The sequence below is a fragment of the Isoptericola sp. F-RaC21 genome (genome assembly GCF_038593535.1).
Taxonomy (GTDB): Bacteria; Actinomycetota; Actinomycetes; order Actinomycetales; family Cellulomonadaceae; genus Isoptericola.
Genome location: NZ_JBCFYX010000004.1, coordinates 1 through 13,613, shown reverse-complemented (window position 1 = coordinate 13,613; position 13,613 = coordinate 1). Strand labels below are relative to the sequence as shown.

Below are 13,613 nucleotides of genomic sequence, written 5' to 3'. Positions count from 1 at the left end.
TGGCCCGTCGGCCGCGCGATCAGTAGATCGTGCGGCCGTGGGCGTCGGGGATCCCGGACTTCCGGAAGAAGTACGTGTAGATCTGGTCGCGCCACTCGACGGCCGACCGGAGCTGCTCGGCGAGGCGCTCGCGGACGCGGGCGTCGACGTCGGCCGGGACGGCAGCGGGCACCAGGTCGGCCAGCGACTCCCACGCCGCGACCATCTCGCGCACCCGCTCGACCCCGGCGAAGTGCGTGTCGTAGAGGTGCTGGATCACCGTGACGCCGCTGTGCAGCACGTGCGAGTACGGCACGTGGTGGAAGAACAGCAGCAGCTCGTCGGGGCAGGTGGCGAGGTCCTCGTACACGTCGCGCCACGGCGCCGGGTACTGGCCGGTGAACCCGGTGCCGGTGGCGCGGGTGCGGTCCACGCCGATCCCGTCGCGGTCGGCGAAGTGGTACGTGCCCCACGGGGTGTACTCGTAGCCGTCCACGTCCGGGCCGTAGTGGTGGCCGGGCCGCACCATGAACCCGACGCCGAGCGGCGCGGTGTACGCCTCGTAGGTGCGCCACGAGTCGTCGAGGACGGCGTGCAGCACCTCCCGGACGCGGGGGTGCACGGCGCCGTCCGGGCCGGCGAACGTCAGGCCGACCCACTCGTCGAGGACCGTCGCCGGGTCGAGGGTCGGGTCCCACGCGAGCCGCCCGAAGGCGTACAGGTTCGCCTGGGCCAGCGGGTGCCCGGTCCAGAACCGGTCGTCGCCCACGTTCGAGACGGCGGCGATCCCGCCGCTCGCGACGACGTCCCGCACCGCCCGTCCGTCGTCCCCCTCGCCACCCCAGGGCCGGAAGCCGAGGTTCTCGCTCCACCAGGGCGCGAGGTAGCAGGCGTGCCGCTGCTGGCCGGTGTACTCCTGCGTGACCTGGAGCTCGATCGCGAGGCGGGCGGCGGGCATGGCGGCGAGCACGGGGGAGACCGGCTCGCGGGTCTGGAAGTCCATCGGCCCGTGCTTGACCTGCACGACGACGTTGTCCGCGAAGCGCCCGTCGAGCGGCGCGAAGTGGTCGTGGGCTGCCCGGGCGCGGTCGGTGGAGCGGTCGCGCCAGTCCTGGGTGTGGTCGTAGACGAACGCCCGCCAGTGCACGACGCCGCCGTGCGGGGCCACGGCCTCGGCCAGCAGGTTCGCGCCGTCGGCGTGGTCGCGCCCGTACGCGAACGGCCCGGGCTGGCCCTCCGAGTCGGCCTTGACGACGAAGCCGCCGAAGTCGGGGATCGTCGCCCAGACCCGGTCGGCGGCGGCGCGCCACCAGGCGCGGACGTCGTCGTCGAGCGGGTCGGACGTCGGCAGGCCGCCGAGCGTCATGGGCGCGGCGAAGCTCACCGCGAGGTGGGTGCGCACGCCGTACGGCCGCAGGGCGGCCGCGACCCGAGCGACGTCGGGCAGGTCGTCGGTGAGCAGCCGCGCCTCGCGGGCGTGCACGTTGACGTTGTTGATGCAGACGCGGTCGATGCCGACCGCGGCGAGCAGCCGGGCGTAGGTCGTGACGCGGGACAGGTCGTCGCGCACCCGGCCGTCGGCGTAGAAGATCGACCCGCCGGAGTACCCGCGCTCGACCTGCCCCATCACCGGGTGCACGTCGACGTTGTCCCAGTGGTCCAGCACGCGCAGCGCGAACGCGGGGGAGTGCCGCTCGTCGGCGTCCGGCCCGGTGAACGCCGCCTCGCCGAGCCGGACGACGTGGAACCAGCCGTGGAGCAGCGCCGTCGGGGTCGAGGCCGCGACGGTGACTCGGCCGCCGTCGCGCACGAACCGGAACCCGTGCCGGTCCGGGTTCAGGGTGAGGAGCAGGTCGGGGGAGTCGTCCGGGTCGACGACGCCTCCGCCGTGCGCCGTCGTCGCGCGATCGACCTCCGCGCGCAGGGTCGAGGCCACCTCCGCCGAGTTGTCAGGATCAGCGCCGGGTATATCGCGCGCCGGTCCTGACAGCTCGGGAAGGCGGAGCCCGACGCGGCGGCGGCCGACCGCGGCCAGCGCGCCGTCGGGCAGCCAGGCCGGGTGCGGAGCGGGATCGACAACGATTTCGGAACGCATCGGCGGGTTCCCCTCGGGTCTGGTCGGAGTCGGTGCGAGAGGCCGCGGGCCCGGGACGACGACGTCTCGGGCCCGCGGCGGCGCTCAGCGGTCGGTGCTCATCGAACGGTGGGCGCGGTGTAGCGGAACGCGTCCCAGGCGCCGAGCAGGTACTGCACGCCCAGCGCGCGGTCGTACAGACCGTAGCCGGGCCGCGGCTTGTTCGTGGTGTTCTCGTCCCACAGGTGGCGGCCGTGGTCGGGGCGCACGTAGCCCGTGTACCCGGCCTCGGCGTACGCCTTCATGATGCCGGTGGTGTCGACGTCGCCCTCGCACGCACGGTGCCCCACCTCGGTGAAGTCACCGTTCGGGAAGTGCTTGATGTTGCGCACGTGCGTGAAGTGGATCCGGTCCATGAACCGGCGCACCGTGTCCGCGGCGAGCGGGGCCTGCGCAGGGTTGGCCGAGAAGCTCCCCAGGCACAGGGTGAGGCCGTGGTGCGGGCTCGGGTGCAGGTCCAGCACGCGCTGCAGGTCGTCCGGCGTCGAGACGACGCGCGGCCAGCCGAAGACGTCGAATGGCGGGTCGTCCGGGTGCACGCCCAGCTTGATCCCGGCCTCCTCGCACGCCGGGATCACGGCGTCGAGGAAGTACCGGTAGTTCGCGTACATGTCCTCGTGCGTGACGCCCTCGTACGCGGCGTTGAGCTCGGTGAAGCCCGCGAGCCGCTCGGGCTCCCAGCCGGGCAGCGTGAGCCCGTGCGACCCGGCCTCCATGTCGGCGATGAGACCCTCGGGCGTCATCTCGTCCACGACGGCCTTCTCGAAGTACAGCGCGGTGGAGCCGTCCGGCAGCGGGTGCCACAGGTCCGTGCGCAGCCAGTCGAAGACGGGCATGAAGTTGTAGCAGACCACCTTGACGCCGGCCCGGCCGAGCCGCCGGATCGTCGTCACGTAGTTCTCGATCGCCTCGTCACGGCTGAGGCCGAGCACCGTGCGTCCCAGCTTGATCGACTCGTGCACGTTGACGGACTCGACCACCTCGGCGTCCAGCGTGCGCGTGACGCCGCGGGCGCGGGCCTCGTCGGAGAGCCCGGTGATGCGCGCCACCTCGGCGTCGATCTCCTCCTGCTCCCACACCTCGCCGGCCTGCTTGTGGTGCAGGCTCCACACGACCGTCTCGACGCCCGGGATCTGCCGGACGTGGTCCAAGGTGACCGTGTCGTTGCCCTCGCCGTACCAGCGGAAACCCATCTTCACTGCGTGACTCCAAGTGCTCGTCGTGCGTCGACCCGATGCGTTGTGAGCGGGCGTTTGGCCCCGTTTCGGCGAAGAGACAGGGCCAAACGCCCGCTCACAACGTGGGTCAAGGGCGGGAGTAGGCCGCCTGGGGCAGGCGGTAGGTCAGGTCGGCGGCGACGTCGAGCGCCTCGTCCAGGTCGAGGCGGTGCTCCGCCACCAGCCGGGCCAGGTAGCCGGCGTCGACGCGGCGGGCCAGGTCGTGCCGCGCCGGGATGGAGCAGAACGCGCGGGTGTCGTCCACGAAGCCGCTCATGTTGCTGAACCCGGCCGTCTCCGTGGCGGCCTCGCGGAACCGCCGCATCGCGTCGGGCGCGTCCAGGAACCACCACGGCGCGCCGAGGCGCAGGGCCGGGTAGACGCCCGCCAGCGGCGCCAGCTCGCGCGAGTACACGTCCTCGTCCACCGTGAACGCGATCATGCGGAAGCCCGGGTGGTGGCCGAAGGCGTCCAGCACGGGCCGCAGCGAGCGCGTGAACTCGGTGACCACCGGGATGTCGTAACCCTTGTCCGGGCCGAACGCGGCGAACGGGGCGCTTGCGTGGTCGCGCAGCACGCCCGGGTGCAGCTGCATGACCAGGCCGTCCTCGGTCGACATCGCGGCCATCTGGAACAGCATGTGCCCGCTGAACGCCTGCGCCTCGGCGGCCGTGACGGTGCCGGCCAGCGCGGCGTCGAGGATGCGACGCGCCTCGGCGTCGTCCAGCGGCGTGGTGTCGGCGTACAGGTGGCCGTGGTCGGTGGCGCGCGCGCCCGCAGCGACGAACCGCTCGCGCTGCGTGCGCAGGGCCTCGAGGTAGCGGTCGTACGACGTGATATCGACGCCGGCCGCCTCACCGAGCCGCGCGACGTCGTCGCGCCACGTCGCACGGTCGACGTGCAGCAGCGGGTCGGGCCGGAACGTCGGCAGCACGCGGTCGCCGTAGCCGTCGGCGGCGAGCTTGGCGTGCGCGTCGAGCGTCGCCCAGGCGGGGTCGGTCGTGGCGATGACCTCGATGTTGAAGGCGTCGAGCAGCGCGCGGGGGCGGAACTCCTGCTCGGCGAGGCGCGCCGTGACCTGGTCGTACAGGGCATCGGCGGTCTCGGCCGACGGGCGCTGCGTGACGCCGAAGATCTCCACCAGCACGTGCTCGAGCCAGTACCGGGTGGGCGTGCCGCGGAAGTGCTTCCAGCCGGCGCAGAAGCGGCGCCAGATCTCCCGCGGGTCGGTCTCGACGGCCTCGTCCTCGGTGGAGCCGACGCCGAGGCGCGGCAGCGTCTCGCCCTGGGAGACCAGCATCCGCGTGAGGTAGTGGTCGGGCACGACGACGAGCTGGGCCGGGTCGCCGAACGGCGCGTCGTCGGCGAACCACTCGACGGGCACGTGGCCGTGCATCGACACGATCGGCAGGTCGCGCACCGCGGCGTAGATCTCCCGGGCCAGCGGCCGGGTGGTCGGGTCGGCGGGCAGGGCCCGGTCGGGGTGCAGGGTCCAGCGCTCGTCCACGTGCGTCTCCTCGTCGAATCGTCCGGGCCCGCGGCGGCGTCGCCACGTCCGGGTCGGCTCCCGGCGGCCGGGAGCGGCGGCTTGGGATCGATTGCAGACATCGTGCCGTGGGCGTGCGGGAGAACGCAACCCCTCCGGTGAATCAGGGGTTGACGCCCGTCGGGATCGTTTGCAGACTGACCGCAGGCCGACGGCGCACGAGGGGAGCTTCGATGGCGAACGCGCACGACGTGGCGCAGCTGGCGGGCGTCTCCGTGTCGACGGTGTCGAGGGCGCTCACCGCGCCGGCGCAGGTCTCCTCCGCCACCCGGGAGCGGGTGCTGGCGGCGGCCGAGCGGCTCGGCTACACGCCCAACCCGACGGCTCGCGGGCTGCGGCTGGGGCGCAGCCACACCCTCGGGCTGCTGGTCCCGGACCTCGAGAACCCGTACTTCGCCTCGGTGACGAAGGGCGTCCAGGCGCGCGCCCGGGCCGCCGGCTACCCGGTGTTCGTCGCCGACTCGGAGGAGGACCCGACGGCGGAGCCGGGGCTGGTCGCGCAGTTCGCCCGGCGGGTGGACGGCATCGTCCTGGCGTCGCCCCGGTCGGACGACGACACGCTGCGCAAGGCCGTCGCGCAGCTGCCGGTCGTGCTGGTCAGCCGGGACATGGTGGACCTCCCGTCCGTGGCCGTCGACGACGCCGACGGGATCGCGCAGGTGCTCGGGCACCTGCACGCGCTGGGTCACCGGAAGGTCGGCGTGGCCGCCGGCCCCGCGACCTCCTGGTCCGGCGCGCGCCGGCTCGACGGCCTGCGGGTCGCCGCGGAGCGGCTGGGCGACGTGACCGTCGTCGAGCTCGGCTCGTTCCGGCCCTACTTCTCGGGCGGCTTCGCCGCCGCCGACCATGCGGTGGCGCAGGGCGTCACCGCCGTCGTCGCGTTCAACGACCTCATGGCGCTCGGCATCCTCGACCGCCTGCGCGGCCGCGGCGTGAAGGTGCCGCAGGACGTGTCCGTCGTCGGGTACGACGACGTCGACGTCGCGACGCTCGTCTCGCCGGCGCTGACCACCGTGCGGGTGCCCCGCACGGGGCTGGGCAGGCGCGCCGTCGACCTGCTGCTCTCCTGGCTCGACACCGGGCACGTCGACGACCGGGCCCTCGCGAGCGCCCGGCACCGGCTGCCGGCCGAGCTCGTGATCCGCGATTCGACCGGGGTCCCGCCGGCATGACGTGCACCCCGGCACTCCCGTCCCCGCGCCGACGTCGACGCAGGGGCACCGTTCCCGGGCACCGTCGCCCGGGGGAAGGAAGGTAGTCATGCGACCCACCCGCTCCCACGCCGGCACCGTCGCCGTCGTCGGCGCCGCCGGCCTCGGGCTCCTGCTCGCCGCCTGCGCCCCGCCCGCCGCGGACGGCGGCGGCAGCGGCCCCGCCGTGACCGACGCGGCCGAGGTCCCCGACACCCCGTCGGAGCCCGTCGAGCTGCACATCCTCGACGTCGCGGGCAACCAGAAGCTCACCGAGCCGATGGTCGACGCGTTCGTCGAGGCGCACCCCGACGTCATCTCGTCCGTCACCTGGGAGACCGGCGGCGCGCCCGACGTCACCGGCATCGTCAAGCCCCAGGTGGACTCCGGGAACCTCTCGGTGGACCTGGTGCTGACCGGCAACGACGGCCTGTCCGCGGGCATCGCGCAGGACCTGTGGGTGCCCGTCGTCGACGACTTCGGCGACCGCCTGTCGAACCAGGAGAACTACCTGGAGCCCGCCGCGGCGATGCAGGATCTCGCGGAGGGGTACGGCGTCGTCGTCACGTACTACCCGTCCGGGCCGCTGCTGCAGTACGACCCGAAGGTCGTGACCGACCCGCCGTCCACCCCGCAGGAGCTGCTCGACTGGGCCAAGGCGAACCCCGGCAAGTTCGGGTACGCGCGCCCCGCGAACTCGGGCCCCGGCCGCACGTTCCTCATGGGCCTGCCGTACATCCTGGGCGACAAGGACCCCAAGGACCCGGAGAAGGGCTGGGACAAGACCTGGGCCTACCTCAAGGAGCTCGGCCAGTACGTCGACAACTACCCGACCGGCACGGGCCAGGTCGTGACCAACGTCGGCGACGGCACGTGGAGCATGATCCCGACGACGACGGGCTGGGAGATCGAGCCGCGCACCGACGGCCGGCTGCCGAACACGCTCGAGGCGGCCGCGTTCGACGACTTCACCTGGGTGACGGACGCGCACTACGCCGCGATCCCGAAGGGGCAGTCGGCGGACAAGATCTCCGCGATCCTCCTGCTGCTGCAGGACATCCTCACGCCGGAGCAGAACGCCAAGGCGTACGACCACGGCTACTTCTACCCCGGCCCGGCCGTCGAGGGCGCCACGCTCGACAAGGCGCCCCAGGAGTCGCAGGACACCATCGCGAAGTACGGCCGCGACTGGTACGACGACCTCATCGAGTCGGCACCGTCCACGACGCCGCTCGCCCCGGACGCGATGGTCAAGGCCTTCGACATCTGGGACCGCGAGGTCGGCGCCGGCAAGTACACGGAGGAGTGAGGTCTCCATGGCGATCACGGCCGGCACGTTCTCGTCGCTGGAGCTGCGCGACGTCGGGCGCAGCTTCGGCGGCCACCAGGCGCTGGCGGGCCTCGACCTGACGGTCCGGGCGGGCGAGTTCATCGCCCTGCTCGGCCCGTCGGGCTGCGGCAAGTCGACGGCGCTCAACTGCCTCGCGGGCCTGCTCCCGCTGACCCACGGGCAGATCCTGCTCGACGGGCGCCGCGTCGACACGGTGCCCAGCGAGAAGCGCGGCTTCGGGATGGTCTTCCAGAGCTACGCGCTGTTCCCGCACCTCACCGTGGAGAAGAACGTCGCGTTCGGGCTGCAGATGCGCGGCCTGCCCCGGGCGGAGATCTCGCGGCGGGTCGCGGAGGCGATCGGGCTGGTGAAGCTCGAGGACCACGCGAAGAAGCTGCCCGGCCAGCTCTCCGGGGGCCAGCAGCAGCGCGTCGCGATCGCGCGCGCGGTGGTGCTGGAGCCCTCGCTGGTGCTCATGGACGAGCCGCTGTCGAACCTCGACGCGAAGCTGCGGCTCGACATGCGCACGGAGATCCGGCGGCTGCACCAGGAGCTGGGGCTCACCACGATCTACGTGACGCACGACCAGGAGGAGGCGCTGTCGCTGGCCGACCGGCTCGTCGTGCTGCGCGAGGGGCGGGTGCAGCAGGTCGGCACGCCCGACGACCTCTACGACCACCCGCGCAACTGGCACGTCGCGGACTTCATGGGCTACCGCAACATCCTCGCCGGCACGCTGGACGACGGCGCGCGCGTCCGGGTCGGCGGGCTGACGCTGCGCGGGCGGCCCGTCGGCGAGGGCGTCGCGGCGGGCGACGACGTCCGGGTGGCGGTGCGGCCGGACGACCTCACGGTGCTCGCGGACGGCCAGGAGCCGCGCGACGGCAACGCCGTCGAGGGCGTCGTGGCGGTCGTCGAGTACCACGGCCGGGAGTTCGCCGTGGTGGTCCAGACGGCGGACGGGACGACGCTGCACGTGCGCACGCCCAGCGCGCCCGCGGTGGGCGACGCCGTGCGCCTCACCGCGGCGGCCGACCGGGTGCTCGTCTTCCCGGCGGAGCTCTCGGCGGCGCCGGCGGCCGCCGACCGGGCGGAGGCGGTGACCGCGGCATGACCGCCGTCGCCGACCGCCCGGCGCGCAGCACCGCGAGCCTGCGGCACCGGCTGGCCGAGCGGGGCATCGACTCCTCGCTGTGGCTCATGGTGCCCGCGCTGGTCTTCGCGCTCGTGCTGTTCGTGTACCCGTTCTCGTACGGGATCGGGCTCACCTTCCAGCCGAGCGCCGCCACCCAGCAGCAGTGGGGCGGCGGGATCCTGGCGAACTACGTGGCGTTCTTCCGCGACCCGTTCGTCTTCGACTCGATCTGGATCACGATGCGCCTGGCCCTGCCGGCGGCGCTGTTCAACGTGCTCGCGTCGATCCCCGTGGCGATGGTGCTGCGCCGCAGGTTCCGCTTCAAGCGGTTCATGACGTCGGTGCTGGTGCTGCCGATCACGCTCGGCACCGTGCTCACCGCGCAGGGCCTGCTGATCTTCGCGGGGCGGCAGGGCTGGCTCAACCGGTTCCTGCTCGCCACCGGCCTCGTGGACCAGCCGGTGCAGCTCGTGAACAACTACACCGGCGTCATGTTCTCGCTGATCATCACGGGCTTCCCGTTCGCGTTCCTGCTGGTGTCGAGCTACCTGTCGGGCATCGACCCGTCGCTCGACTCGGCGGCCCGCACGCTCGGCGCCGGCTGGTGGCAGCGGTTCCGGCGGATCACCCTGCCCCTGCTCGCGCCCGGCCTCGCCACCACGTTCATCCTCACCTTCGTGCTGGCGTTCTCGGTGTTCCCGTCCGCCCGCCTCGTCGGCGACGCGATGGGCTCCACGCGCGTGATGTCGCTCATGGCGTTCCGCGCCTTCGGCGAGCAGAACGACTACGCGATGGCCTCGACGATCGCGCTGATGATGGGCGTCGTCGAGCTGATCGTCGTGGCGGTCGTGCTCGCCTGGCGGTCGCTGCTCTACAAGGGATCGACGGGAGGCAAGGGATGAGCGCGCTGGAGAGCCCGACGACGACGTCGGACGCGCCGCAGGACACGCAGCCCCGCGCGCGGGGCGCGGCGGGCCGGCCCCCGGGCGAGCGGTCGTTGGCGGCGTCGCCGTCCACCTGGTTCGTGTGGGCGGGGATGGCCGCGTTCCTCGTGTTCCTGCTCGGGATCATCGCGGCCGTGGTCGTGGACTCGTTCGGCCGGTCCTGGTTCGACACGTGGCTGCCGGCCGAGTGGACCACCGAGTGGTACGCGAGCTCGTGGGACCGGTTCGACCTCACGCACGTGGTGGGCGTGACGGTGGGGGTGGCGCTCGCCGTCGTCGTGCTGTCGGTGCTCATCGGCGTGCCGGCGGCCTACCTGCTGGCGCGGCGGAACTTCCCCGGCAAGCGGCTCGTGAACGTGCTGTTCCTGCTGCCGATCCTCATGCCGCCCATCACGTTCGGCATCCCGCTCGCCACCGTGATGTACGCGTTCGGCCTCGGCCGTTCCGTGATCGCGGTGATCCTCGTCAACCTGGTGCCGTCGGTGCCGTTCGTCATCCTGACGATGACGCCGTTCATCGAGCAGATCAACCCCGCCATCGAGTCCGCGGCCCGCATGTGCGGCGCGGGGATGCGGCAGGTGTTCACCCGGATCCTGGCCCCGCTGCTGGTGCCCGGCATCCTCGCCGCGTCGATCCTCGTGCTGGTGCGCACCGTGGGCATGTTCGAGCTGACGTTCCTCGTGTCGGGCCCGCAGTCCGACACGCTCGTCGTGGCGATCTACCGCGCCATGACGTCGGCGGGCGGCGGCGAGGCCCGCCAGCTCGTCTCCGCCATGGCGGTCATGTACACGGCGACGATGCTCGTCATGCTCGTGGCCGCCCTGAGATTCGTGAACCCGACCCAGCTGGTCGCCCAAGTGAAGGAAGCCCGTGACGACTGACCGACTCCACCGTTCCGCCCTCCCCGCGCACCTCGACGCGCCCGTCACCCCGGACCAGGTGGGCATCGTGCACCTGGGGATCGGCGCGTTCCACCGCGCGCACCAGGCCGTGTTCACGGAGCTGGCTGCCCGTGCCACCGGAGACCGCCGCTGGGGCATCCTCGGCGTCACGCAGCGGTCGGCGTCCGTGCGCGACCAGCTGCGTCCGCAGGGCGGCGTCTACTCGGTGCTCACCGCGGGGACGCACGAGTCCCGGCTGGACCTGGTGGGGGCGGTGCTCGACGTCGCGTGGCCCGCGGAGGAGACCGCGCGCGTGCTGGCGACGATCGCGGCGCCCACGACGCACGTCGTGACGCTCACCGTCACGGAGAAGGGGTACGTCCGTGGCGCGGACGGCGGGCTCGACGTCGAGCGGGTGCGCCCTGACCTCGACGCCCTGGCCGACGAGCAGGCGGACCCCGACGACGAGGTTCGGGCGGGCGCGACGGCGGTCGGCCTGCTGGTGCGCGGGCTCGCGGCCCGCTGGCGCGCGGCGCAGGCGGCGGGGGAGCGGCGTCCGATCACGGTGCTGACCTGCGACAACATGGTCGACAACGGGCGGGTGCTCGAGCGGCTCGTCGGCGAGGCCGTGGACGCGGCGCTGCCGGGCGCGCGGGGCGACGGGCTGCGGTCGTGGCTCGCGGCCGACGTCGCGTTCCCGTGCTCGATGGTCGACCGGATCGTGCCGGCCACGACTCCCGAGCAGCGGGACTCCGTCGAGCGCGAGCTGGGCGCGCGCGACGAGGGCCTGGTCGTCGGCGAGCCGTTCCGCCAGTGGGTGATCGAGGACCGGTTCGCCGGGCCGCGCCCCGCCTGGGAGGAGGCCGGCGCGACCTTCACCGACGACGTCGCGCCCTGGGAGCAGGCCAAGCTGCGCCTGCTCAACGGCACGCACTCGCTGCTCGCGTACTCCGGGCGGCTGGCCGGGCACGCCACGCTCGCGGAGGCCGTGACCGACCCGGCGCTGCACGAGCGGGCCCGCGCGTTCATGCTGGACGACGCGCTGCCGACGCTCCTCCCGCCGGACGGCGCCGACCTGCGCGCGTACGCCGAGTCGCTGCTCGAGCGGTTCGCCAACCCGGCGACCGGCCACACCACGCTGCAGGTGTCCATGGACGGCACCCAGAAGATCCCGTTCCGCTGGGGCGGCATCGTCGCGGACCGCCTGGCGACGGGCGCGGTGCCGGCGGGGGCGGCGTTCGGGCTCGCGGCCTGGAGCGAGGTGGTGCGCCGGGAGGCCGCCGTCGGGCGGCTGGTCGACGACCCGCGCGCGCGGGAGCTGGCCGACGTCGTGGCCGAGGCCGGCGGCGGCGACGCCGCGGCGGCCTCGCCCGCGGACGCCGCGCGGGCGCTGCTGGCCCTCCCCGGCCTGCTGCCCGACGGCGTCGGCGCGGACGGCCGGCTCGTGGACGCGGTGCTGGCCCAGGTCCCCGCGCTCGCGGAGGTCTGAGCCCACCCTCGCCCGGGGCGGTCACCACGAGATCCCGCGAGCTGTCAGAGCCAGGTGGGGCCAGAGCCCCACCTGGCTCTGACACGTCACGCCCTCGCCTGCGGGTTCGTCCGGCCGCGGGGCGACGACGTAGGCTGCCCGCCGGTTGTGAGCGATCACACGACGACGTGCCGGACGGCCCCCGACGACGGGCGGTCAGGGACCGTCGCCTCGGGAACGTGTCGGCCTCGTTTCCGGATCGTGATGTGACTCGGAGCACCTCGGGGCTGGACAACGCTTACCGAATCCTGTTTTATCGATTCAGTCGGCAGCCGAACGAGGGGTCAACGGGGCGTCCTCGTCGCCGACGATCGTGGACGATCGACGAGCGAGGAGGCTCACATGAGGATCACGCGGAAGGCCGCCGGCGCGGCCGCGGCGATGGTCGCCGTCGCCCTCACCCTCACCGCCTGCGGAGGCGGCACCGACCCCGCGGAGCCCGGCTCCGCGGAGAAGGTGAGCACCGACGAGGACATCACCATCTCCCTGGCGTGGTGGGGCGAGCCCGCCCGTGCCGAGATGTACGAGAAGGCGGTGGACCTGTTCGAGAAGGACCACCCCAACATCACGGTGCAGACCCAGTTCCAGGACTGGGACGCCTACTGGACCGCGCGGGCCACCGAGGCCGCCGGCGGCGCCCTGCCCGACGTGATCCAGATGGACCTGTCCTACCTGCGCCAGTACGGCGCCACCGGGCAGCTCCTCGACCTCAACGGTCAGGAGGGCGTGAACCTCGACGTCGACGGCATCGAGGACTCGCTGCTCACGTCGGGGCAGATCGACGGCAGCCAGTACGGCGTGCCCACCAGCACCAACACGCTCGCGCTGTTCTACAACGCCGACGTGCTGAAGAAGATCGGCGTCGAGCCGCCCGCCGAGGGCTACACCTGGGACGACCTCAACTCCTGGATGGAGGAGGTCTCCAAGGCCGGCGCCGGCGAGAAGCCCGCGATCTACAGCGGCGCGGACTACACCGGCACCTTCTGGTTCTTCCTGCAGTGGCTCGTCCAGCAGGGCGTGGAGCCGTTCACCGACGACGGGCAGCTGAACTTCGACGAGGCCCAGATGACCGAGTGGCTGAACCTGGGCCAGCCGCTGCGGGACGCCGACGCGTTCTTCCCGATCAAGAAGACCAAGCAGCTCGAGCCGCTCGGCGGGTTCCACGTCAACCAGTCGGCGTCCGAGCCGAGCTGGGACAACTTCCTCGCCGGCTACGTGGCGGAGTCGGGCCAGGACATCCAGATGCTGCCGATGCCGTCCGGCGACAACGGCCCGCAGCAGTTCTGGAAGCCGTCGATGCTGCTCTCGGCGTCGGCCCAGACCGCGCAGCCCGAGGCGTCGGCGGCCCTCATCGACTTCCTCGTCAACGACCCGGAGGTCGGCAAGATCTTCGGCACCTCGAAGGGCGTGCCCGCCGTCCAGGAGCAGATCGACGCGATGGACGTCGAGCCCGGCTCCGTGGACGAGCAGGTCGTGCAGTACGAGGAGAGCGTCGGCGACGTCGTGACGGAGTCCGCGCCCGTGCCCGTCGAGGGCTTCGGCGAGATCGAGGCCGAGTTCAAGCGCCTCGGCGAGGAGCTCTCGTACGGCAACATCACGGTCGACGAGTTCGTCACGCAGTGGTTCTCCTTCGCCGACGGCGCGGTGAAGCAGTCGTGACTGCGGTGACTTCGGGCACCACGCTCGACGCCGCTCGGGGGACGCAGAACGCGTCCCCCGAGCGGGGGCG

The 13,613-nt window shown here is 72.8% G+C and carries 10 protein-coding genes; 7 read left to right on the top strand and 3 right to left on the bottom strand.

The window, feature by feature from the left end:
- Positions 1-19: 19 nt before the first annotated feature.
- From AAG589_RS14870 to uxaC, 3 genes are all read right to left on the bottom strand, one after another.
- Positions 20-2,074, bottom strand: a complete 2,055-nt coding sequence (locus AAG589_RS14870) for an alpha-glucuronidase (RefSeq protein WP_430568056.1) — start codon at positions 2,072-2,074, stop codon at positions 20-22.
- A gap of 98 nt (positions 2,075-2,172) precedes the next feature.
- Positions 2,173-3,306, bottom strand: coding sequence for a mannonate dehydratase (gene uxuA / locus AAG589_RS14865; RefSeq protein WP_430568693.1), 1,134 nt, complete (start codon positions 3,304-3,306; stop codon positions 2,173-2,175).
- Positions 3,307-3,418: 112 nt separating this feature from the next.
- The gene (gene uxaC, locus AAG589_RS14860; RefSeq protein ID WP_430568055.1) at positions 3,419-4,837 is read right to left on the bottom strand and encodes a glucuronate isomerase; all 1,419 of its coding nucleotides are present in this window, start codon (positions 4,835-4,837) and stop codon (positions 3,419-3,421) included.
- 212 nt (positions 4,838-5,049) lie between these two features.
- Here uxaC and AAG589_RS14855 point away from each other — a divergent pair, with 212 nt between their 5' ends.
- From AAG589_RS14855 to AAG589_RS14825, 7 genes are all read left to right on the top strand, one after another.
- On the top strand, positions 5,050-6,048 hold the full coding sequence (locus tag AAG589_RS14855; protein WP_430568054.1) for a LacI family DNA-binding transcriptional regulator: 999 nt from the start codon (positions 5,050-5,052) through the stop codon (positions 6,046-6,048).
- Between the two features lie 88 nt (positions 6,049-6,136).
- Entirely contained in the window at positions 6,137-7,375 is a 1,239-nt protein-coding gene (locus tag AAG589_RS14850; RefSeq protein WP_430568053.1) for an extracellular solute-binding protein, read from the top strand.
- A gap of 7 nt (positions 7,376-7,382) precedes the next feature.
- Positions 7,383-8,510 (top strand): ABC transporter ATP-binding protein, encoded by a 1,128-nt coding sequence (locus AAG589_RS14845; protein WP_430568052.1) that lies wholly within the window; start codon positions 7,383-7,385, stop codon positions 8,508-8,510.
- Positions 8,507-9,433: an ABC transporter permease gene (locus tag AAG589_RS14840; protein ID WP_430568051.1), complete on the top strand. Its 927-nt coding sequence runs from the start codon at positions 8,507-8,509 to the stop codon at positions 9,431-9,433. Before AAG589_RS14845 ends, AAG589_RS14840 begins: the two co-directional genes overlap by 4 nt.
- The gene (locus AAG589_RS14835) at positions 9,430-10,356 is read left to right on the top strand and encodes an ABC transporter permease (RefSeq protein ID WP_430568050.1); all 927 of its coding nucleotides are present in this window, start codon (positions 9,430-9,432) and stop codon (positions 10,354-10,356) included. The genes AAG589_RS14840 and AAG589_RS14835 overlap by 4 nt, the downstream gene beginning before the upstream one ends.
- Positions 10,346-11,845: a mannitol dehydrogenase family protein gene (locus AAG589_RS14830; RefSeq protein WP_430568049.1), complete on the top strand. Its 1,500-nt coding sequence runs from the start codon at positions 10,346-10,348 to the stop codon at positions 11,843-11,845. The genes AAG589_RS14835 and AAG589_RS14830 overlap by 11 nt, the downstream gene beginning before the upstream one ends.
- Positions 11,846-12,226: 381 nt before the next feature.
- Positions 12,227-13,543 (top strand): ABC transporter substrate-binding protein, encoded by a 1,317-nt coding sequence (locus tag AAG589_RS14825; RefSeq protein ID WP_430568048.1) that lies wholly within the window; start codon positions 12,227-12,229, stop codon positions 13,541-13,543.
- Positions 13,544-13,613: the final 70 nt, after the last annotated feature.